Source organism: Pseudomonas sp. NFACC02, from assembly GCF_900110765.1.
GTDB lineage: Bacteria > Pseudomonadota > Gammaproteobacteria > Pseudomonadales > Pseudomonadaceae > Aquipseudomonas.
Map to the genome: position 1 here is coordinate 142,842 of NZ_FOEO01000001.1, position 20,400 is coordinate 163,241.

A 20,400-nucleotide genomic window follows, 5' to 3' on the forward strand; every position below is an offset into this window, starting at 1 on the left:
GCCTGACCACGCAAGGGGGTATGACACACCGCAATCGCGGGCAAGCGCGGCGACAGGATTTTGCGTCAGGCATTCAAACCGGCATCACACTGCGCGGAATCACCGCGCCCGGGTGCTGAATCACCAGGCTCGCCAGACGGTGGCCGGCTTCGGCCGCTTCCTGCGGGCTGCCTCCACGCAGACGCCGGGCCAGGTACCCCGCACTGAAGGAATCGCCAGCGGCCGTGGTGTCGATGACGTTATGCACCGGATGCGCAGCCACCTCGTAACGACGATTGTCCGCACGCACCAGACAGCTTTGCGCCCCCCGCTTGATGACCACTTCACTGACCCCCATGTCGCGGTAAGCGCTCATGATCGCCTCACTGTCGGCGTAATCGAACAACGCCAGTTCGTCATCCTCGGTCAGTAGCGCAAGGTCGACTTCGCGCAAGACCGCGCGATACGCCTGTCGCGCCTGATCGACGCTGCGCCACAGGCGCGGCCGGTAGTTGTTGTCGAAGACCACGCGAGCACCGCGATCCCGGGCGTCGCCCAGCGTCGACAACAACCGGGCACGGCCGACTTCGCCCAGCACGGCCAGTGTGATACCGCTGAAATACAGCACGTCGTATTCCGGCAACGCTGCCAGGATCGGATCGGCAGCCGGCGTGGTGAAACACTCACGCACGGCCGCTTCGTTACGCCAGTAAAGAAAGCGGCGCTCGCCGTTGGCATCGGTCTGGATGCAATACAGACCTGGCAAACGCCCCGGCAACCGCTGCACCCGACTCAGACCGATGCCCTCGTCAGCCCAGCTCGCGCACATGGCGTCACTGAAACTGTCGTCGCCCAGCGCGGTGACGTAATCCACCTGCGCTGCCGAGCCCAACAGGCGTGAGAGATACACGGCCGTGTTCAGGGTGTCGCCGCCAAAACTCTGCTTGAGCGTGCCGCTGACATGCTGCTGCAGTTCGATCATGCATTCGCCGATCAGCGCCACGCGCGGATGACGGTGGCTGAGAAGTTCACTCATCGCAGGCTCCCGTCAGAAACAGGTGTCGAAGGTTTCGATAACGCTCAGGTCATCGCCGACCAGGCACCCCATACGCCACTTGTCGAACGTCAGGCACGGGTGTGAGGTGCCGAAGGAAATGATGTCGCCCACCTTCAACTCACAGCCCGGCGCGACCGTCATGAACGCATGCTGGTCCATGACGGCAGTCACCTTACAGGCGCTCACGTCGTCGCCTTCGGCAGGTACCACACCGGCTTTGTAACGCTTGATCGGGTTAGGCATGCCGGCGTCGAACGCCACATCACGCTTGCCCATCGCGATCACGGCAAATCCCGGCTCCGGCATCGACTGCACGTGAGCCCACACTTCAAGGGCCGGCTGCAGCCCTTCGTTCAGGTCATGACGACGGTCCAGCACACAGCATTGCGCTTCTTTGTAGATACCGTGGTCGTGCACCACATAGCTGCCTGGGCGCAGGACGCCGAGAAAACGGTCGCGTACCTGTTGCTTGTCGAATTCCTCGGCGATGAGGTCGTACCAGGCCGAACCCGACGCAGTCACGATCGGACGGTCCAGTGCAAACGCGCCTTTGTCTTGCAGGGTCACGGCCAGACGCACCAGCGACGCCGCGAACTGGCGAATACCACTGACCGCCTGGTCGCCGTGAATCACGCCTTCATAGCCCTCGATGCCGGTCAGCTTCAACGCCGGTTGTGCGGCGATAGCGTCGGCGAGGGCCATGACTTCTTCCTCGCTGCGGCAGCCGCAACGGCCGCCGACCACGCCGTATTCGATCATGACGTTCAGGTGCTGGCCCTTCTGCGCGAAGAACTCGCCCAGCGCCTTGACGTTGTCCGGGTGGTCGACCATGCAATGGAAGTCGAACATCGAATCCGTGAGCATGTCGGCGATGATCGCCATGTTCGGCGCGCCGACCAGCTGGTTGGCCATCAGCACGCGGCGAACGCCATGCGCGTATGCGGCGCGGGTCTGCACGGCGGTCGCCAGGGTCATGCCCCAGGCGCCGTGCTGCAACTGACGGTGAAACAACGCCGGCACCATGCTGGTTTTGCCATGGGGTGCGAGTTCCGCGCCGCTGTCGCTGACGAATTTCTGCATCCAGCGCAGGTTGTGTTCCAACGCCTTGTCGTGGATGACCAGCGCGGGCAGGCTCACATCCCGTACAAGCTGGTCGCCCGGGTTGGCGGCGCCCTTATCCAGTGCGGCAATCGTCATGTCTGTTCTCCGGAATTCTTGTTCGTTAAGGATCGCCCATGGTCGGCGATCCCGTCAGTCGTTCACCCGACGGGCCAGGCTGTTGGCGCTGTTGATCAGTACCCGTCGGTAATCGTCGTAGTGTGCGGTCGCATCGGCGCGAGGGGCGACGATGCACAGGGTCGCAATGCAGATGCCCTGTTTGTCCTTCACAGGTGCGGCGAAGCAGTGGGTGAAGGTGTCGGCAATGCTGTTGAAGGAGAAAAAGCCTTCGTCGTGTGCCTTTCGGATTTCGGCCAGGAAGGTCTCCAGCGGCAGTCGCTGACCGTCCGGAAGGATGTAATCCTCAGGGTCGATCAGGTCGATGATTTCCTGATCACTCAGGTGCCCGAGCAGCAGACGTCCCGAAGCGGTCCATGGAATCGGCGCGTCTTCACCGATGTCGGAGGAGATCCGGAAATGCCGGGCGCCCTCTTTCATCAAGGCCACGGTGTATTTGCGGCCGTTAAGCAGGCACATCTGCGCGGTTTCCCGGGTCTGGTCGACGATTTCACACAGACTGACTTCAGCCTCGCGCGTGAAATCGAAATGCCGCAGATGCGCCTGGCCGAGGAAATACAGTTGACGCCCCAGGTACACATGGCCGTCCTTGCCCACGGTTTCGAGGATGCGACGCTCCAGCAGGGAGCTGACCAATTCATACACCGTCGACTTCGGACTGCCGATGCCGCTGGCAATTTCATTGGGGCGCAGCGGCGTGCCTTTTTCCTTGAGGAAATCCAGAATATCGAACGCCCGGTCCAGACCACGGGCCCGGCGTTTGATGGTGTCTTCGGTCATGACGGTGCTTTCCATTGGGGCGGTTGTTCCTGAAATAGGCACGCAGTTTACAAGCACGACACAGACTGTAGGAGCGCGCTTGCCCGCGATTGCGGTGTGCCTGCGAAAAATGATCGCCTGACGCACCGTAATCGCGGGCAAGCGCGCGCCTACAGGACTGCGCGCCTGACTTTACTTACGCCTTTTTCTTGTAAGCAATGCAGTCGATCTCAACCTTGCAGTCGACCATCATGTTCGCTTGGACACAGGCGCGAGCCGGGGCGTGTTCTGGCTTGAAGTACTCGCCAAAAACCTTGTTGAAGCTCCAGAAATCCCGAGGGTCCTCCAGCCACACACCGACACGCACCACATCTTCCAGGCCATAACCGGCCTCAGTCAGAATCGCGACCAGGTTCTGCATCGTTTTGTGGGTCTGCTCAACGATGCCGCCGTTGATGATCTCGCCATTTTCCGCCGGCACCTGACCGGAAACGTGCAACCAACCGTCAGCTTCTACCGCGCGGGCGAATGGGCGTGGCTGGCCGCCACCTGCGGTGCTGCCTGCGCCGTAACGAGTAATGCTCATGAAAAATCTCCTTTGATTGAGCGTTTAAAAACGGATGTTCTTGAGGAATTCGCTCAAGCGCGCCGATTTCGGCTGCTCGAATAATGTCTTGGGAGGGCCCTGCTCTTCGATACGGCCCTGATTCATGAAGACAATCTGATCGGACACTTCGTAGGCAAAGCGCATTTCATGGGTGACCAGCAACATGGTCATGCCCTCTTCCGCCAGGCCTTTGATGACGCTGAGCACCTCGCCCACCAGCTCCGGGTCGAGGGCCGAAGTGACCTCGTCGAACAGCATGAGGCTGGGGTTCATCGCAATGGCGCGGGCAATGGCCACACGCTGTTGCTGCCCACCGGACAACTGACCAGGGTAGTGATTACGCCGCTCCAGCAGCCCGACCCGCTCCAGCCATTTTTCAGCGAGCGCGACGGCCTGATCCTTCGGCAGCTTCTTGACCTTGAGCAAACCCAGGGTCACGTTCTGCAACGCGGTCAGGTGCGGAAACAGGTTGAACTGCTGAAACGCCATACCAGTCATGGCGCGGTGCTGCGCGATGATTTTTTCAGGATGCCGTACTCGCTTGCCGTTGACGTCGCTGTAACCAATGTCCTGCCCTTCGAGGCGGATGTGCCCGCCCTGAAACTCTTCCAGCAGGTTAACGCAACGCAGGAGCGTGGTTTTGCCTGAGCCACTGGAACCGATCAGGGTCACCACATTGCCCTTGTTCATCTTCAAGTCCACACCCTTGAGGACTTCGACGGGGCCGTAGGATTTGTGCAGCCCTTCGATGCTCAGTAACGCCGGTGCGGCGGTCGCGGTTTGAATCTGTGTCATGGCAAAGCCACCCGTTTTTCGATTTGTCGCCCAAGAAGCTCGATGGCGTAGTTAATGACGAAGAAGAGAAATCCCGCGAACAGGTAAAACTGCAGGGTCATGAAATTGCGCGCGATCACCTGTTGCGTGCTGAGCAACAGTTCGGCGACGCCGATCACCGACAGCAAGGTCGACGCTTTGACGATCTCGGTAGACGAGTTGACCCACGTCGGCAGGATCTGCCGCAGCGCTTGCGGCAGCAGCACGTAGCTGAGCGACTGGCTGAACGTCAGACCGATGGCTTTGCCGGCCTCCAGTTGTCCGCGCGGGATGGCCTGCAAGGCACCGCGAACGATTTCCGCAACGTGCGAACCGCAGAACAGCGTCAAGCCCAACGCACCGGCCTGAAACGCACTGATCTGCCAGCCCAGCGCCGGCGCCATATAAAAGCAGGCGAGCACCAGCACAAATACGGGCGTGCCACGGATCAGGTCGACGTAGCAACGAAACGGCAGGCGCGCCCAGAACTTGCCGTACGTCAGGATCAATCCGGCAAACACACCCAGGATGGAGCCAAACAGGATCGCCAGGCCTGCGCACTGAACGCTGGTCAGGAAACCCGCCCACAGCGCTTCGCGGGCGATCCACAGCTCATGTAACCAGGTCGGTTGTTCGTACATGTCTCGGGCCTCCTAGCGGCGAATCGCCAAGCGCTGTTCGAGGTAGCGCAAGAGCATGGCGATGAGGTAACAGGCCGCGACATACAACGCCGTGGTCACCAGCCAGGTTTCGATGACCCGGTAGCTTTCGACGTTGATCTTTCGCGCGTAATAGGTCAGCTCCGGAACGGCGATCGCCGCCGCCAGAGAGGTGTCCTTGAACAGTGAGATGAAATTGTTGGAAAGCGCGGGCAGCACGTTGCGCAGCATCACCGGCACAATGATGTAGGCCCGAACCTGCCATTCGCCAAGGCCAATCGCCAGACCGGCCTCGCGCTGGCCTTTGTGAATGCTCAACAGCCCGGCGCGGAACACCTCGGTCAGATACGCCCCCGCGTACAGCGACAGGGTGACAATGAACGAAGGAATTTTGTCCATGCGAATGCCCAGACTTGGCAAGGCGAAGTAGATGAGCAGGATCAACACCAGGATGGGTGTATTGCGGATCACGGTGACATACACCGACGACAGCACGCGCAACGCCCGGTAACGCGAAAGCATGGCAAACGCCGCCATCAGGCCGATCACGCAGCCGATGGCGATCGAGATCAGCGCCAGCTCAAGCCCCAGACCCAGCCCTGCCAGCAGACTGGGGAAGTCCCGCCAGACGGCTGCAAAGTTCAACTGATAATTCATGGTCAGCAGTACCTGGGACGGGAAGGCACCACGGCCTTCCCCGCCCCGTCAGTTCCGTAAAGTGGTGCGGATTACTTGTATTCCATCGGGAAACCGATCGCCGGGGTTGGCAGGTCGACGCCAAACCACTTCTTGAAGGATTCCGCGTACGTCGGGAATTCGACGCCCGTCATGGCTTCATGCAGCGCCGTGTTGACGAAGTTCAGCCAGTCCTGATCGCCACGTTTCACAGCGCATGCGTAGGTCTGCGGGCTCCAGGCGAACGCCGGCGAACGGTAACGGCCAGGGTTCTGCACCATCAGGTATTTGACCGAAGACTGGTCGGTGGCGGCGGCATCGGCACGGCCGGAGTTGATGGCCTGGTACATCAGATCGACGCTGTCGTACTGGTCCACCTTGGCTTTGGGCAATGCCTGGTGAACCAGTTCCTCTGCGTAAACGTTTTGCAGCACGGCCACGGTTACGCCATCGCCGGCGGCCTTGAGATCGTCGATCTCCTGGTACTTGCTGTTGGCCGGCAGCAGCAAAGCCACGCCTTCGCGGTAGTACGGCAGGGTGAAAGCGACTTGCTGTGCACGGCTGGCGGTGACCGTGATGAACTGGCAGCTCATGTCGACCTTGTCCGTCAGCAGGTTCGGAATCCGTGCATCGGACGACTGCACCACAAACTCGACCTTCGTCGGATCGTTGAACAGCCCTTTGGCAACAATGCGCGCGATGTCGATATCGAAACCCTGCAATTTGCCGTCGGCGCCCTGGAAGTGCCACGGAGCGTTGGTGCTGCCCGTGCCCACCACCAGATGGCCGCGTTGCAACACGCTGTCGAGCTTGCTGTCAGCCGCTTGAGCCGTTGTAACCAGCGTCGCCGTAGCCGCCAGGACAAATGCGCAAGCTTTCAAAAAAGAAGGTCCGCGATGCATGTGATGAACTCCGCAAGAAGGTGTTTATTCCGCTATAGCGGAACATGGTATGTAACAGCGGAATAGACAGCAGAAAGTGTGCCACAGAACCGACAAGAAGCAACTGCGCTGGAAAAATGCCCAATATCAATGAGCTAGCCGTAAAAATTCGGTTACCTGGTTGCGTTCATAGCCGGTGCCATTGCTACGGTTTCCTACCCGGTGTGTATCGAGGCCCCAAGGTTGTGCGCTGCGCGCTACAAATGTGCACCCTCGCGTATTTGACGGCCGCTCGTCGTGTTGACCGCACGTTGGTGGCGGCAAATAGGCCTAACCGTCAATCACCAAAAAGTCAGACAGGAGATGCACCATGAGCACGCAGCACCGGTCACATCTGCTAATGGCAGGGCTTTTTACGCTGGGTATCAGTGCACTCTTCGCTTCCAGTGCGATGTCCGCACAAACCGGAGGATCGGCGTTACCGCCCGGGGTCAACCCGTCTTCACCGGCAGGCGGCAACGGCGGTGACGCGCAAGGCTACGAGAAGAAGCCCGTTAACCCCGAACCAACAGGCAGTCATAAAAAGGCGACAGACACGCCGTCGCCCGGCGAACACCCCAAACCGTCGACGACCGACCGCAGGCACTCGACGCAGAAGAAAGCGGCTACCGCGCCTGAATGAATCAAGGGGCAGGCGCGTAGGGCCGTGTGATGCACGGCACTGCTACGCTTTAAAGCATCGGCTGCACAGGCCGATTAAACAGGGAACGTTGGCACCGTTAATGCTTCTAAGGCATTTATGAAGCTTTTATGACAGCTACGTGACGATTCGCATCTCAGATGCATCTCACTGGCTGCGCGGTGGAGGGAATATTCGATGAAAGAACGCGCCACAGTCATCTGCCGACGGGACAACGAGATCCTGTATGTGCGCAAGCCGAAGGCACGCTGGAATCTGCCAGGGGGGAAGGTCGAGGCGGGAGAATCGCCTGCGCAAGCGGCAGTGCGGGAATTACGCGAAGAAACGGGGCTGATCCTGGAAGACTTGTCCTATGTCACGCGCTTTGAAGCGGCGACGGTGCTGCATCATGTGTTCGAAGTCTCCGTCAATTTTATCGTCACGCCCTCACCGAAAAACGAAATTGCCGATTGCAAATGGTTTACGGCCAAAGAACTGAGCGACGTGAAGGTCAACCCTTCCGTCAAATCAATCGTGAAGGCGTTCCTGAACGATGCGATTGCGTGAAGCGGCTGTGCATTAAATCGGCGTGATGAAAAGGCCTTCGGCCTGAATTCGTGGGGTCAGCCACCTCCCTCCCCGTATATCTGTCATCTCAGCTATGCGACAATGCGCGCCACTGTCCGGCATGAATCCCGCATCCAAGCTGCCCAGCGCCCTGAACAAGGTCGACGCTGAGGTGGTTTTTTTGCCTGCCGGCTTCACTGAAAGAGCGTGACAGGCGCACGTTCACCGGCCCATCCGCTGCCCTTGCGTGCCCGCGCGGCGCTCGGTCACTTCCAAGCTATTGAAAGGTAAGGTAATTGATTTCCACAGCAAATATCACGATGCAGTTCGGCGCCAAACCGCTGTTCGAGAACGTTTCGGTCAAATTTAACAACGGCAATCGCTACGGCCTCATCGGCGCCAACGGCTGTGGCAAATCCACGTTCATGAAGATTCTGGGCGGTGACCTGGAGCCGTCTGGCGGCCAGGTCATGCTCGAGCCGAACGTGCGTCTGGGTAAATTGCGTCAGGATCAGTTCGCCTACGAAGAGTTCACCGTGATCGATACCGTGATCATGGGCCACGAAGAACTGTGGAAAGTCAAAGCCGAGCGCGATCGCATCTATTCGCTGCCAGAAATGAGCGAAGAAGACGGCATGGCCGTGGCCGAGCTTGAAACCGAGTTCGCTGAGATGGATGGCTACACTGCAGAATCCCGCGCGGGTGAGCTGTTGCTGGGTCTGGGCATTCCATTGGAACAACACTTTGGTCCGATGACCGAAGTGGCGCCAGGCTGGAAACTTCGTGTGTTGCTTGCCCAAGCCTTGTTTTCCGATCCGGAAGTGCTGTTGCTCGACGAGCCGACCAACCACCTGGACATCAACACAATTCGCTGGCTGGAAACCGTCCTCACGGCGCGTAACAGCACCATGATCATCATTTCCCACGACCGTCACTTTCTCAACAGCGTGTGCACCCACATGGCTGACCTGGATTACGGCGAGCTCCGCCTGTTCCCGGGCAACTATGACGAGTACATGACCGCCGCGACCCTGTCGCGTGAGCAACTGCTGTCGGACAATGCCAAGAAGAAAGCCCAGATCGCCGAATTGCAGACGTTTGTCAGCCGTTTCTCGGCCAACGCCTCGAAAGCCAAGCAGGCCACTTCCCGCGCCAAGCAGATCGACAAAATCCAGCTGGCCGAAGTCAAACCGTCCAGCCGCGTCAGTCCGTTCATCCGCTTCGAGCAGACCAAAAAGCTGCACCGTCAGGCCGTGACGATCGAGCACATGTCCAAAGGCTTCGACGGCAAGACCCTGTTCAAGAACTTCAGCTTCACGGTTGAAGCCGGCGAGCGGGTGGCGATCATCGGTCCGAACGGTATCGGCAAGACCACGCTGCTGCGCACGCTGATGGGCGAACTGACCCCGGATGCAGGTTCAGTGAAGTGGACAGAAAGCGCCGAACTGGGCTACTACGCTCAGGACCACGCCCATGACTTCGAAGACGATGTCAGCCTGTTCGACTGGATGGGCCAGTGGACGCAAGGCGAACAGATCATCCGGGGCACCCTGGGCCGTATGCTGTTCTCCAACGACGAAATCCTTAAATCAGTGAAGGTCATTTCCGGTGGTGAGCAAGGCCGCATGCTGTTCGGCAAGCTGATCCTTCAGAAACCGAACGTCCTGGTCATGGACGAACCGACCAACCACCTGGACATGGAATCCATCGAAGCGCTGAACCTGGCGCTGGAAAACTACCCAGGCACGCTGATCTTCGTCAGCCATGACCGCGAGTTCGTATCGTCGCTGGCCACGCGCATCATCGAGCTGAGCCCAAATGGCGTGACCGACTTCAGCGGCACCTACGACGACTACCTGCGCAGTCAGGGCGTCGTGCTCTAAACAGCTGCACGCTTGATCAGAAGCCCTGTCCTCGCGACGGGGCTTTTTTATGGGTGAGCGATTTGCTGATCGGCAAATGCCCGTCATCCCACACTCATTCCGACAGCATCGCGAAGGCAAGACGAGGTTAAATCGTTAGCCTGCTTTCATTTGCGCGCATCCCGCGCCATGATGACGCACTCCCACCGCTCCAGCGAAGCGTCCCATGTCTGCAGCCCTGCCGCCCACTACCCCCGCTCAGAACGCCAGCCCACTGGCGATCACGCTGCAAATCGTCTCCATCGTTCTTTACACGTTCATCGCCTTCCTGTGCATCGGCTTGCCCATCGCCGTCATGCCGGGCTACGTGCATGACCAGCTCGGATTCAGCGCGGTGGTGGCCGGTCTGGTGATTGGCTCGCAATACCTGGCGACCCTGCTCAGTCGCCCAATGGCCGGCAGAGTCTGCGACACCATCGGCACCAAACGGGCGATTGTGTATGGCCTTTCCGGTATTGCCGTAAGCGGCATGCTGACGCTGGTTGCAGTCTTGCTGGCGTCGTTTGCGCAGGTCAGTCTGATCATCTTGGTGATCGCCCGATTGATCCTCGGCGGGTCTCAAGGGCTGATCGGGGTCGGCACCATCAGTTGGTGCATCGGACAAGTCGGGGCCGAGCATACGGCGAGGTCCATCTCCTGGAACGGCATCGCCTCCTACGGTGCGATTGCGATTGGCGCGCCATTGGGTGTGGTGATGGTGGATGCACTGGGCTTCGTCAGCCTGGGCCTGGTGCTTACCGCGCTGGCCGCTGGCGCGCTGCTGTTGATTCGCAACAAGCCGCCAGTGCCCGTCGTTCGAGGCGAGCGCATGGCGTTCTGGTCGGTGTTCGGCCGCGTGGCACCGTATGGTTTGAGCCTGACCCTGTCGTCGATCGGTTACGGCACCCTGACCACCTTCATCACCCTGTATTACGTGAACCGAGGCTGGGAAGGCGCTGCCTGGTGCCTGACGGTGTTCGGTATCTGCTTCATTGTTGCCCGATTGTTTTTCATCAACGCGATCAGCCGGTTTGGCGGCTTCAGCTCGGCCATTACCTGCATGTCCGTTGAAACCGTCGGGTTGCTGTTGTTGTGGCTTTCGCCGAACACCACCGTGGCGCTGATCGGCGCGGGACTTACCGGCTTTGGCCTGTCGCTGGTGTACCCGGCCATCGGTGTCGAGGCGATCAAACAGGTGCCCAACAGCAGTCGCGGTGCCGGGTTGGGTGCGTACGCGGTGTTTTTCGACCTGGCGTTGGCGATTGCCGGTCCGTTGATGGGAGCAATCGCGCTGGGCATGGGTTACGGCTGGATCTTCTTCTTCGCCGCCCTGCTGTCGATCCTCGCGCTAGCCTTGACGTTGCTGTTGTCTCGTCGTCCCACTGTAGATACCCGGGTGTAATCACACCGGTCAGGCATCAGCGGAAAAAGCTGAACTGCCGGGCCGCAGCCGGGTCGGAACTGGCACATCCCCCGAAACAGGAACGTGCGCTTGAACCCCGACCCTGCAGGCCCTCGTGTTGTCCCTACGGCTGGCATGCGTGATGTCCACCGACTTCGCGTGCTGACGGTCAATACGCACAAGGGCTTCACCGCGCTGAACCGACGTTTCATCCTCCCGGAACTGCGCGAGGCCGTGCGCAGTACCGGGGCCGACCTGGTGTTTCTGCAAGAAGTGCTCGGCGGCCACGACCGGCACGCCACTCGGTTCCCGGATTGGCCCGTGACTTCGCAATACGAATTTCTCGCCGACAGCATGTGGAGCGATTTTGCTTACGGCCGCAATGCGGTGTACCCCGACGGGCATCACGGTAACGCCCTGCTCTCCAAATACCCGATCCTGCATCACCGCAATCTGGACGTGTCGATCACCGGACCCGAGCGGCGCGGGCTGTTGCACTGCGTCCTGCAGGTCCCGGGGCATGACGAAGTGCATGCGATTTGCGTCCATCTGAGCCTGTTGGAAAGCCATCGGCAACTGCAGTTGGACCTGCTTTGCGCGCTGCTCGACTCGTTGCCGGAACACGCGCCCGTAGTCATCGCGGGCGACTTCAACGACTGGCAATTACACGGCAACAAGCGCCTGGCGCGTTGTGAATACCTGCACGAGGCCTTTGAGCGCAGTCATGGACGCCTCGCAAAGACGTACCCAGCGCGATTCCCGCTGCTGCGCCTTGATCGGGTCTACCTGCGCAACGCCACCAGTCACAACCCGAAAATTCTTGGCACCCGCCCGTGGACGCATTTGTCCGACCATTTGCCCTTGGCGGTCGAAGTGCACATGTGAACCTGAGTGTTTAAATTAACGTCGCTGGCATCCAGCTCATTCGCCCAGTCGGTCTTGTACCAATAACCGAGCCTGGCGTGTCATCTGATCGAGGTGCCGATCCCGCTGTTTTTCGGCATCGGTCATGGCCCGTTTCCCATGCTGTTTAAGCAGATACGCGTGGATCTGGCGCACTTCCACCGAGTTGTAGATGGGTGCTACATCCAGCACCGCAAGCAGACCTTCCGTCTGACGATTGCGCGTATTCATCAGGACTTGCGGGCCGCGCGCCGCCAAAACCTGAAAGCCCATGGCCTCGAAGTACGGCACCTTGGCGGCGAAGCATGCCAGCTCGGCATGAGGGTAGCGCTCGACCATCTGGTGCAGCATCGCTCGGGCGATTCCGCGTCGACGCTGGCTGGCCTGCACCGCCATATACGCCACCGCGCAGGCCTCAGGGTCGTCCTGAACCGGCAGGTAAAGCAGAAAACCAACGACCACGGAGGGGTCTTCGTCATCCAGAGCAACGATCAGCTCGACCGGGAAACCCCGGGAGCCATTCATCGCTTGCAGGTACTGATGGACCTCGTGTCCGACCCCGTACTGATACAGCTGATACAGCGGGTTGCTCGCCACGATGCCGACCATGCTGATATCGGTCAGGTAATCGACCACCATCTGCATGATCTGACTCTGGATCGATTCGGGCGGTGTATGTTCAAGACGGGTAATGGTGTACATGAGAATCCTGACGCTGGGCAAAGGCTCCACGGCGACGATCACGTGGAGGGACGAACCCGTGCATCATACCCGCTTCTGGAGCCATTCGACGGCGACCTGTTCACCCTCAAGCCTCTAACACACGGTTGGCAATGACGTCTTCGAGGACTGACCCCGCACGCCGCCGTCCCGTTTCCCCTTTCCCCTCCGGCAGCGGGCGCGGCGATGCAGGTGTTTGCCGAGCGAGGGTCAGTGCAACTCGACCCGCTCGAACCGCCCCGCCAGCACGCCGTACGCAAACACCCCCAGCAGCCCGTGCGCCGCCACGAACCACAGCGCGATGTTGAAAGACCCTGTGGTTGCCACGATGTAGCCGATCACTACGGGGGTGATGATCCCGGCAATGTTGCCGATGCCGTTGAACACACCGCCGCTCAGGCCGACCATGTTTTTGGGGGCGGTGTCCGAAAGCACTGCCCAGCCCACCGCAGCGAGGCCTTTGCCGAAGAAGGCGATGGCCATGAGCGCGATGACGATCCAGTTGGCGTCGACAAAGTTGGCCACCACCAGCACGGTCGACATCACCATCCCGATCAGGAACGGCGTCTTGCGTGCGACCGAAGGGTGCACGCCGCGACGAATCAGCATGTCCGAGAACATCCCGCCCAGTACGCCGCCTGAAAAACCGCAGATCGCCGGAAGTGCGGCGACCCAGCCGGCTTCCATGATGGTCATGCCGCGGCCTTTGACCAGGTAAATCGGAAACCAGGTGATGAAGAAATACGTCAGCGCCGTGATGCAGTACTGCCCCAGATAAATGGCCCACAGCGTGCGACGGGTGAACAGTTGTTTAATCTCCCTGAAAGTCGCTTTGTTCTTCTGCTCCTTGCGATTGAGCTCCAGATCCACCAAGGCGCCGCCTTCGCGCATGTAGTCCAGCTCATTGCGACTCAGGCGCTTGTCGCTGTGCGGTTCGCGGTACAGCGCGAACCAGAACAGACTCAGCACCAGACCCAATCCGCCCATCCACAGAAACACATGCTCCCAACCCAGTGCGTGGGTCAGCCAGGCCATCAGCGGCGTAAACAGGACCACCGCCATGTACTGGGCTGAGTTGAACAACGCTGACGCGGTGCCGCGTTCACTGGTGGGGAACCAGCACGACACGATGCGGTTGTTGGCAGGAAACGCGGGTGATTCAACCAGTCCCAACATGAAGCGCATGGCGAACAGGCTCATCGCGGCGGAGGCGCCCATCAGCCCAAACCAGCCGACAGTGCCCTGCGCCATGGTGAAGCAGGACCACAGCACCAGACTCCAGCCATACACCCGGCGTGCGCCAAAGCGATCGAGCAGCCAGCCGCCCGGAATCTGCCCAAGCGCATACGCCCAGGCGAAGGCGGAAAAGATCATCCCGAGCATCATCGGGTCCAGCCCGAGGTCCTTGACCACGCCGGTACCGGCAATGGACATGGTTGCCCGGTCGGCGTAGTTGACCACGGTCACGATGAAGATCATTGAAAGAATCAGAAAACGGTGGCGACCGACTTTTGCTTGCGCTTCGGCGAAATCCGCAGGAAGGGATTTACTGAGCATGGTGTGCCTCCCACCCGCTCTGGCGGGCATATTGTTTTTGTTGTCGTACAACTCTCGCGCCGATGATAGGAGCACGCATCGATTCAGGTCTAACATAGAGACTGAATGGATTGATGCGGATATTGAATCGTGGAATTGCACCAGTTGCGTTGTTTTGTCGCCGTCGCCGAAGAGCTGCATTTCGGACGGGCCGCCACCCGGATGCACATGACTCAACCGCCGTTGAGTCGACAGGTTCAACTGCTTGAACGCGGGTTGGGAATCCGGTTGCTGGAACGCAATAACCGCACGGTAAAACTGACGGCTGCCGGTCACGGGTTCTTGCGGGACGCGCGACACTTGCTGGCGTTCTCCGATCAGGCGGCCGATGGCGCTCGGCGTCTGGCACGTGGGGAAGCGGGCAACCTGACGCTGGGGTTCACGGCCGTCAGCGCCTACCAGATGATTCCGGCGTTACTGGCCCACGCCGCCGAAGAACTGCCGGAACTGCAGTTCACGCTCAAGGAAATGGTGTCCGGTGCACAGCTCGAAGCGTTGGCCGCCCACCGCATCGATGTCGGATTTGTACGGCAAGTCAATGATCGCGACGCCCTCGACGCACAATTGATCAGTCGTGAACCCTTGCTGGTTGCGCTGCCGCAGCAGCACCCGCTTGCGCAAAAGGCCGCCATCGCTGTACGCGACCTCGATCAGCAACCGTTCGTGATGTATGCGCCCGATGAAGGTCGGTATTTCTACGACTGCATCGCTGGGTTATTCGCCATGACCGGGGTCACCCCGCGTTACGTCTATCATCTGGGCCAGACCCACACCGTGGTCAGCATGGTCAAGGCGGGACTTGGGGTGGCCATCGTTCCCGCCTCCGCTACCCGGCTGCACAGCGAAAACCTGACGTTCCGTCCGCTCAGCGACGCTCAATTACATGCCGAGTTATACCGCGTGTCGCGGCGGGATAATGACAACCCGGCGTTGCCCGCATTCAACAGGCTGATTCAGGCGCTGATGTGATTCCATGCCCTGGCGGTGTACAGGCGCCATTTTCATCGCAACGATTGCAAAAAGCGGACACTCGATTGCAACCTCCATGGAATGTTTCGTTCAGACTATTTCGATACAGGCAAAATCGCGCATCATGGCCGCAATCAGTTCAAGGGAGATCTTCATGCGCCTCACATCATTTTTTATGGGTCTCGCCGCCTTGTCATCGCTGGTGATGGTCACCGGCATCGCGCAGGCCAGTGAAGAAACGCAACTGGTGCAGTCGATCAACGCCTTTCGCAGTCAGGCGCAGCCCTGCGCCAATGTGGTCTCTCAGGAACTCCCTCCCCTGACCGCCGACCCGCGCCTTAACCTGCCGCCCACCGGCAGCGTGGATCTGCAACAGGTGCTGGCCCGCGCGTCATACCCGATGGTGACCGTACAGGCGATCTCGTTGTCCGGGCCGCGTGACGCATCCTCGGCGATGAAGGCCATTCAGGAAAGTTTTTGTCAGGTGGTGCTGGACCCACAGTTTGTCGATGTGGGAGTCAGCCGCAATGATCGTGACTGGCGAATCGTGCTGGCCCGGCCACTGCTGGCCGGGGGGCTGGGCAACTCTCAGGCCGAAGGGCAGAAAATACTCGGGCTGATCAATGCCGCCCGCAGCGTGCCGCATCAGTGTGGCGGTCAATCCTTCCCGGCAACTGCCCCGCTGGCCTGGAGTGATGCCCTGGCCACGGCTGCCGAAGGGCATGCGCGGTCCATGGCCAACAACAACTACTTCGATCACAAAGGCCGCAACGGCGGTACGCCCGGTGACCGTGCGGAGCTGGCAGGTTATATCGGGCAGCAGATCGGCGAAAACATCGCCGCCGGGCAAGACAACGCACGCAAGGTCGTGGAAGGCTGGCTCGCCAGCCCTGGACACTGCGCCAACATAATGAACCCGGACTTCCGCGACCTGGGCGCCGCCTACGCAACCGACCCCAAAAGCGACGCTGGCATTTACTGGACCGCGATGTTCGGGGTGAAACAGTAACCACCCCCTGCCATCTTGGAGCTGACGGTATTGAGTGACACACCTGTGGGAGCAAGCTTGCTCGCGAATGCGGTGGGTCAGCGGCATTGATGGTGGATGACCTACCGCATTCGCGGCCCTCGTAACCTCGGACGTCTCCTACAGAGTCCGAGTCGTTCCAAGGATTTGAGCACGACGCGGATACTGGCGCGCGCTTGCTCGCGGAGGCGTCAGATCAACCCACATCACTATCAAGCGTAAAAAAGCACTGGCCAGCGATCTCGGCCGCTACTTCGGCTTCCCGGCCTTCGGTTTGTAGAACAGAAACTTCCCGGTTTCGGCAGTCTTGATGTACTCGCTGGCCCAGGCGGGTTTGACGTTGCGGTCGTGGAAATACATGGCGCCGTTGGTGCGGTCTGCCAATTGCTGGTTAAGGGCCTTGCGCGCGATTTCCTTGGAGGCGGCGTACCGTTCGTCCTCCTTTACCTGATCGGAACGTCCATCGCACCACCAGGAAAACTGACAGGCTTTTTTCTCTGAGCCCTGCTTGACCACACCACAGATCGTGTCCGGAAATCCCTCATGGCCCAGCCGGTTGAGCACCACGTTGGCCACTGCCGTCATGTCGGCATCGGTGCCACCCTTGGCTTCCCAGTAGAGGGTTCGCGAGAGGCAGACGATGGCATCGTCAACCGACGCCGCACCCTCAGGGTCCACAGCCTGGGCTTCGGACTGGGTGATGATTTCGCTCTTGGGCACGGCCGGTGTCGCACCGTCCTTGTCAGCTGCTTTTTCCTCCAGCAATTGCGCTTTACTGACCACGGCTTCCGGCTCAGGAGTCGCGTCGGCCGCCTGCGACGGGACAACGAACGCCGTGATCAGCAGGCAGATTGAAAGGGCAACAAGGCGCATCGTCGAACCTTCTGTTCGAGGCCGATCACGGCTGCATCCGCGCCACGGCAGGGCGTGTTTCCCAGCGGTGAATCGGGACATCGCAAGCTGTCGTCGACGGGTCATGGTTGGGGTGTTTTGCGAGCCACCACGGAACAACAGCGAGTGGAGAACTGCTCGCTGGAAGCAGCATAGTGGCGTTTTAACTTTCTGCAATGGTTTCAGCGTCGGGACGAATGGTGCTTGCGGCCGTCTCGCACGGTTAACGATATTGACGGGTATCGATGCCCCTTCCCAGCGAGCGTTACATGACCACCCCGCGAATTGTATGGATGATGATCGCGTTGCTGTGCCCGGCGCTGGCCTGCGCTGAAAGCGACGACGGGCTGAGCACTGCGTTGAGCCGTGCTGCGCCGGATGCCAATCCCAACGTCATCGAACTGGCGGTTCAGTCAGCGCAATGCCAGATGCCCAAGACCGTCACGCCCGCCACGAAACTCGCCGTCATCGATTACTCCCGCCCCTCGACCGAACGGCGCCTGTGGGTATTCGACCTCGCCACCCGCACCCTGCTCTTTCATGAGCTGGTCGCCCACGGTCGCAACAGCGGTGAAAACCTGGCAACGCAGTTTTCCAACGAACCCGAAAGCCTGGCCTCCAGCATTGGCCTCTACAGCACCCGTGAGCCCTATGTCGGACGCAACGGCTATTCATTGCGCATGGACGGCCTGGAGCCGAACGTCAATGACCGGGCCTTCGAGCGTAATGTGGTTATCCATGGTGCCGACTACGTCAGCGACGACTTCGCCCGTGCAAACGGACGAATCGGGCGAAGCCATGGCTGCCCAGCGGTACCGACTGCGGCCGCGCGGCCGGTGATCGACACGCTCAAGAACGGTCAACTGGTGTTCATTTACTACCCGGACACGCAGTGGCTGCGGTCATCGAGGTTCATCCACTGCACGCCGGGGACGGCGCTGCGCTAGGCCTGGGGCGCACCGTCGTTCTTCAGCGCGTTTAATGGCGCTGGAAAACGAATAATTCATTCGCACAGGGAATAATCCGCCACGCCATGCGTCCTGCCTCTGAACGCTTCAGACAGGAAGAAACGCACATGTCACCTCTCACCCGCTCTTCATTTCGCTTCGGCGTTGCGCTGCTTCTGGCAAGTGCGGTCTCCGCCGCCTCTGCCCATGAAGGTCATGAGCATGGGAACAGCCCCGACCCCGTCAGCGCTGAAGCCCCCTTCATCCAGGAAAACGCTGCGGCCATGGAAACGATGATGGCCGGCATGGACAGCAAACCCACCGGCGATATCGACCGGGACTTCGTGGCGATGATGAGCGCGCACCACCAAGGCGCCATCGATATGGCCGTCACCTTGCTCAAGTACGGCCACAACGAACAGCTCAAACGCATGGCCCAGGAAATCATCGTCGAACAGCAACAGGAAATTGCCGCGATGCGCCTGGCCATCGGCGATCCCTTGCCTCCCTCCGTCGCCTCACCAACTCAGACGCCGCGGGTGACACAGCCCTGATCGTCCATCCCTGACTTCACTAAAAGAAGGAAATCCCATGCACCTCCCTCGCATTCCCATGACGCTGCTGAGCTGTGCCTTGCTGACCGCTTCGATGTCCAGCTTCGCCGGGCAGATTCCCGGCAAGGCGTCCGCCAAGGACATTCCTGTCTCCCACCAGGATCGCGTGTACGCGGCCGAGCAATTCTCCAACACCGTCTCGGTCACTGATCCGGTCGACAATAAGCTGCTCGGGGTAATCAGCCTCGGCGACCCGCAACCCGGTAACCTGAGTCCGCTGTACAAGGGCGAAGTGCTGGTGCACGGACTGGGCTTTTCACCGGATCACAAAACCCTGGCGGTGGTGTCCATCGGCACCAACTCGGTGTCGTTCATCGACACGGAAACCAATACCGTCAAGCACAAGACCTACGTTGGACGGGCGCCCCATGAAGCGTTCTTCACGCCCAACGGCAAAGAGGTATGGGTGACGGTGCGCGGTGAGGATTATGTGTCGGTGATCGACGCCAAGACCTTCAAGGAAAAGACCCGCATCAAGACACCGGCAGGTCCTGGCATGCAGATCTTCTCGCCGGACGGCAAATACGGTTACGTCTGCTCGTCTTTCAACCCGGACACGGTGGTGGTGTCGGTCGCCGATCACAAGATCGTTGGCCATGTCCAACAGGCCAGCCCGTTCTGCCCGAATATCGCCGCGTCAGCCGATGGCAAGCAGGTCTGGTTCACCCTCAAGGATGTCGGCAAGGCCCAGGTATTTGAAGCCACCCCGCCGTTCAAGCTGCTCAAGACGCTGGACGTCGGGCCCATCGCCAACCACGTCAACCTGGTCAACAACGCCAACGGCTCGTTCGCCTACATCACCGTGGGGGGACTGAATCAGGTTCAGGTTTATCGCACCGATACGTTCGAGAAAATCGCAACGATTCCGGTCGGCAATCTGCCTCACGGCATCTGGCCGTCGGGTGACGGCAGCCGCATCTACGTGGGTCTGGAAAATGCGGACGCTTTCGCGGTGATCGACACGTTGAGCAACAAGGTCATCGCCAACATCCCGATTGGCCAGGCACCGCAAGCCATCGCCTATGTGCCCAATGCCGTGGAGAAAGGTGCAGGCACCGATAACCTCAAGCCGCTCGGCGTGGCCGGGCAAGCCGCGCACCTGAGTCTGAATGCCGTCGGCAAGCCGGCGGATCAGTCCCCTACCAGCGTCACGCTGTTCAACCAGGGGCTGACTCAAGTTTTACAGGCGGCGGTCACAGGGCTTGAACCCAAACAGCCCTACACCCTGGCACTGGCCGACAAACCGGATGGCAGTGGCAACCTGCAGCCGTTGTCGGCATTCATGACCAACCCGGCGGGTTCGGCCATCGTCAACACCATCGGCCCGATCCGCCAGATTGTGCAGGGCGATACGCCGGAGCAACGTCGTTACCTGGTGGTGGTCGCGGGCAAGCCTGATCAACTGGGGGCTCTGGCGCAGGTTCAAGCGCAGTAAACGCCTTTGAGTCGCGCGGCTACCGGTGGCCACAGGATTGTCTGCCGGGGGAAGCCTTGTGACCTGCCGGTCAGGACTCCTCC

General features: G+C 60.0%; 21 protein-coding genes. 10 read left to right on the forward strand and 11 right to left on the reverse strand.

The window, feature by feature from the left end; translation table 11 throughout:
• Positions 1–73 precede the first annotated feature (73 nt).
• From BMY73_RS00830 to BMY73_RS00865, 8 genes are all read right to left on the reverse strand, one after another.
• A complete protein-coding gene (locus tag BMY73_RS00830; RefSeq protein ID WP_092404329.1) occupies positions 74–1,015 on the reverse strand; it encodes a 2-dehydro-3-deoxygluconokinase in 942 nt (313 codons plus the stop codon).
• Between the two features lie 12 nt (positions 1,016–1,027).
• A complete protein-coding gene (locus BMY73_RS00835; RefSeq protein WP_092404331.1) occupies positions 1,028–2,233 on the reverse strand; it encodes an amino acid deaminase in 1,206 nt (401 codons plus the stop codon).
• Positions 2,234–2,287: 54 nt separating this feature from the next.
• Positions 2,288–3,052: an IclR family transcriptional regulator gene (locus tag BMY73_RS00840; protein ID WP_062382025.1), complete on the reverse strand. Its 765-nt coding sequence runs from the start codon at positions 3,050–3,052 to the stop codon at positions 2,288–2,290.
• A gap of 175 nt (positions 3,053–3,227) precedes the next feature.
• Positions 3,228–3,617, reverse strand: coding sequence for a RidA family protein (locus BMY73_RS00845; protein ID WP_062381403.1), 390 nt, complete (start codon positions 3,615–3,617; stop codon positions 3,228–3,230).
• Positions 3,618–3,641: 24 nt separating this feature from the next.
• Positions 3,642–4,433: an amino acid ABC transporter ATP-binding protein gene (locus BMY73_RS00850; protein WP_062381401.1), complete on the reverse strand. Its 792-nt coding sequence runs from the start codon at positions 4,431–4,433 to the stop codon at positions 3,642–3,644.
• The gene (locus BMY73_RS00855) at positions 4,430–5,092 is read right to left on the reverse strand and encodes an amino acid ABC transporter permease (protein WP_062381400.1); all 663 of its coding nucleotides are present in this window, start codon (positions 5,090–5,092) and stop codon (positions 4,430–4,432) included. The genes BMY73_RS00850 and BMY73_RS00855 overlap by 4 nt, the downstream gene beginning before the upstream one ends.
• Positions 5,093–5,104: 12 nt before the next feature.
• Positions 5,105–5,767 (reverse strand): amino acid ABC transporter permease, encoded by a 663-nt coding sequence (locus tag BMY73_RS00860; RefSeq protein WP_092404333.1) that lies wholly within the window; start codon positions 5,765–5,767, stop codon positions 5,105–5,107.
• 71 nt (positions 5,768–5,838) lie between these two features.
• Complete coding sequence (locus tag BMY73_RS00865; protein WP_092404335.1) at positions 5,839–6,687, reverse strand: transporter substrate-binding domain-containing protein; 849 nt, start codon at positions 6,685–6,687, stop codon at positions 5,839–5,841.
• Between the two features lie 349 nt (positions 6,688–7,036).
• Here BMY73_RS00865 and BMY73_RS27735 point away from each other — a divergent pair, with 349 nt between their 5' ends.
• The 5 genes from BMY73_RS27735 (at position 7,037) to BMY73_RS00885 (ending at position 12,100) form a co-directional block, all read left to right on the forward strand.
• Entirely contained in the window at positions 7,037–7,348 is a 312-nt protein-coding gene (locus tag BMY73_RS27735) for a hypothetical protein (RefSeq protein ID WP_139214055.1), read from the forward strand.
• 195 nt (positions 7,349–7,543) lie between these two features.
• Positions 7,544–7,912: an NUDIX hydrolase gene (locus tag BMY73_RS00870; RefSeq protein WP_062381392.1), complete on the forward strand. Its 369-nt coding sequence runs from the start codon at positions 7,544–7,546 to the stop codon at positions 7,910–7,912.
• Positions 7,913–8,208: 296 nt separating this feature from the next.
• The gene (locus BMY73_RS00875; RefSeq protein ID WP_062381390.1) at positions 8,209–9,795 is read left to right on the forward strand and encodes an ABC-F family ATPase; all 1,587 of its coding nucleotides are present in this window, start codon (positions 8,209–8,211) and stop codon (positions 9,793–9,795) included.
• Positions 9,796–10,000: 205 nt separating this feature from the next.
• A complete protein-coding gene (locus tag BMY73_RS00880; protein ID WP_092404337.1) occupies positions 10,001–11,215 on the forward strand; it encodes an MFS transporter in 1,215 nt (404 codons plus the stop codon).
• Between the two features lie 135 nt (positions 11,216–11,350).
• Positions 11,351–12,100 (forward strand): endonuclease/exonuclease/phosphatase family protein, encoded by a 750-nt coding sequence (locus tag BMY73_RS00885; protein ID WP_062381384.1) that lies wholly within the window; start codon positions 11,351–11,353, stop codon positions 12,098–12,100.
• 36 nt (positions 12,101–12,136) lie between these two features.
• Here BMY73_RS00885 and BMY73_RS00890 read toward each other — a convergent pair whose 3' ends face one another.
• Together BMY73_RS00890 and BMY73_RS00895 are read right to left on the reverse strand one after the other, a co-directional pair.
• Positions 12,137–12,820, reverse strand: coding sequence for a GNAT family N-acetyltransferase (locus BMY73_RS00890; protein WP_062381382.1), 684 nt, complete (start codon positions 12,818–12,820; stop codon positions 12,137–12,139).
• A gap of 228 nt (positions 12,821–13,048) precedes the next feature.
• Positions 13,049–14,395: an MFS transporter gene (locus BMY73_RS00895; RefSeq protein ID WP_218190138.1), complete on the reverse strand. Its 1,347-nt coding sequence runs from the start codon at positions 14,393–14,395 to the stop codon at positions 13,049–13,051.
• Positions 14,396–14,524: 129 nt separating this feature from the next.
• On the opposite strand from BMY73_RS00895, the gene BMY73_RS00900 reads away from it, so the two are divergent.
• On the forward strand, positions 14,525–15,403 hold the full coding sequence (locus BMY73_RS00900; protein ID WP_202967440.1) for a LysR family transcriptional regulator: 879 nt from the start codon (positions 14,525–14,527) through the stop codon (positions 15,401–15,403).
• A gap of 154 nt (positions 15,404–15,557) precedes the next feature.
• Positions 15,558–16,412, forward strand: coding sequence for a CAP domain-containing protein (locus tag BMY73_RS00905; protein WP_092404339.1), 855 nt, complete (start codon positions 15,558–15,560; stop codon positions 16,410–16,412).
• 267 nt (positions 16,413–16,679) lie between these two features.
• On the opposite strand, the gene BMY73_RS00910 is transcribed toward BMY73_RS00905, so the two are convergent.
• The gene (locus BMY73_RS00910; RefSeq protein ID WP_092404341.1) at positions 16,680–17,303 is read right to left on the reverse strand and encodes a cell wall hydrolase; all 624 of its coding nucleotides are present in this window, start codon (positions 17,301–17,303) and stop codon (positions 16,680–16,682) included.
• A 287-nt stretch (positions 17,304–17,590) separates the two neighbouring features.
• Between BMY73_RS00910 and BMY73_RS00915 the strand changes: the two genes are divergently transcribed.
• The 3 genes from BMY73_RS00915 to BMY73_RS00925 all read left to right on the forward strand — a co-directional run bounded on the left by BMY73_RS00915 (position 17,591) and on the right by BMY73_RS00925 (position 20,317).
• Positions 17,591–18,268 carry a murein L,D-transpeptidase catalytic domain family protein gene (locus BMY73_RS00915; RefSeq protein ID WP_092404712.1) on the forward strand — a complete coding sequence of 226 codons (678 nt, stop codon included), beginning with the start codon at positions 17,591–17,593 and terminating at the stop codon, positions 18,266–18,268.
• A 128-nt stretch (positions 18,269–18,396) separates the two neighbouring features.
• On the forward strand, positions 18,397–18,822 hold the full coding sequence (locus tag BMY73_RS00920) for a DUF305 domain-containing protein (RefSeq protein WP_092404343.1): 426 nt from the start codon (positions 18,397–18,399) through the stop codon (positions 18,820–18,822).
• A gap of 37 nt (positions 18,823–18,859) precedes the next feature.
• Entirely contained in the window at positions 18,860–20,317 is a 1,458-nt protein-coding gene (locus tag BMY73_RS00925) for a YncE family protein (RefSeq protein WP_092404345.1), read from the forward strand.
• Positions 20,318–20,400 lie beyond the last annotated feature (83 nt).

Excerpts from the sequence above, each read along its gene's own strand:
- BMY73_RS00850 (WP_062381401.1), bottom strand. The coding sequence starts at position 4,433 with ATGACACAGATTCAAACCGCGACCGCCGCACCGGCGTTACTGAGCATC.
- BMY73_RS00895 (WP_218190138.1), bottom strand. The coding sequence starts at position 14,395 with ATGCTCAGTAAATCCCTTCCTGCGGATTTCGCCGAAGCGCAAGCAAAA.
- BMY73_RS00840 (WP_062382025.1), bottom strand. The coding sequence starts at position 3,052 with ATGACCGAAGACACCATCAAACGCCGGGCCCGTGGTCTGGACCGGGCG.
- BMY73_RS00830 (WP_092404329.1), bottom strand. The coding sequence starts at position 1,015 with ATGAGTGAACTTCTCAGCCACCGTCATCCGCGCGTGGCGCTGATCGGC.
- BMY73_RS00835 (WP_092404331.1), bottom strand. The coding sequence starts at position 2,233 with ATGACGATTGCCGCACTGGATAAGGGCGCCGCCAACCCGGGCGACCAG.
- BMY73_RS00915 (WP_092404712.1), top strand. The coding sequence starts at position 17,591 with ATGACCACCCCGCGAATTGTATGGATGATGATCGCGTTGCTGTGCCCG.
- BMY73_RS00845 (WP_062381403.1), bottom strand. The coding sequence starts at position 3,617 with ATGAGCATTACTCGTTACGGCGCAGGCAGCACCGCAGGTGGCGGCCAG.
- BMY73_RS00905 (WP_092404339.1), top strand. The coding sequence starts at position 15,558 with ATGCGCCTCACATCATTTTTTATGGGTCTCGCCGCCTTGTCATCGCTG.
- BMY73_RS00920 (WP_092404343.1), top strand. The coding sequence starts at position 18,397 with ATGTCACCTCTCACCCGCTCTTCATTTCGCTTCGGCGTTGCGCTGCTT.
- BMY73_RS00890 (WP_062381382.1), bottom strand. The coding sequence starts at position 12,820 with ATGTACACCATTACCCGTCTTGAACATACACCGCCCGAATCGATCCAG.
- BMY73_RS00880 (WP_092404337.1), top strand. The coding sequence starts at position 10,001 with ATGTCTGCAGCCCTGCCGCCCACTACCCCCGCTCAGAACGCCAGCCCA.
- BMY73_RS00865 (WP_092404335.1), bottom strand. The coding sequence starts at position 6,687 with ATGCATCGCGGACCTTCTTTTTTGAAAGCTTGCGCATTTGTCCTGGCG.
- BMY73_RS00860 (WP_092404333.1), bottom strand. The coding sequence starts at position 5,767 with ATGAATTATCAGTTGAACTTTGCAGCCGTCTGGCGGGACTTCCCCAGT.
- BMY73_RS00910 (WP_092404341.1), bottom strand. The coding sequence starts at position 17,303 with ATGCGCCTTGTTGCCCTTTCAATCTGCCTGCTGATCACGGCGTTCGTT.
- BMY73_RS00870 (WP_062381392.1), top strand. The coding sequence starts at position 7,544 with ATGAAAGAACGCGCCACAGTCATCTGCCGACGGGACAACGAGATCCTG.
- BMY73_RS00925 (WP_092404345.1), top strand. The coding sequence starts at position 18,860 with ATGCACCTCCCTCGCATTCCCATGACGCTGCTGAGCTGTGCCTTGCTG.
- BMY73_RS00855 (WP_062381400.1), bottom strand. The coding sequence starts at position 5,092 with ATGTACGAACAACCGACCTGGTTACATGAGCTGTGGATCGCCCGCGAA.
- BMY73_RS00885 (WP_062381384.1), top strand. The coding sequence starts at position 11,351 with ATGCGTGATGTCCACCGACTTCGCGTGCTGACGGTCAATACGCACAAG.
- BMY73_RS27735 (WP_139214055.1), top strand. The coding sequence starts at position 7,037 with ATGAGCACGCAGCACCGGTCACATCTGCTAATGGCAGGGCTTTTTACG.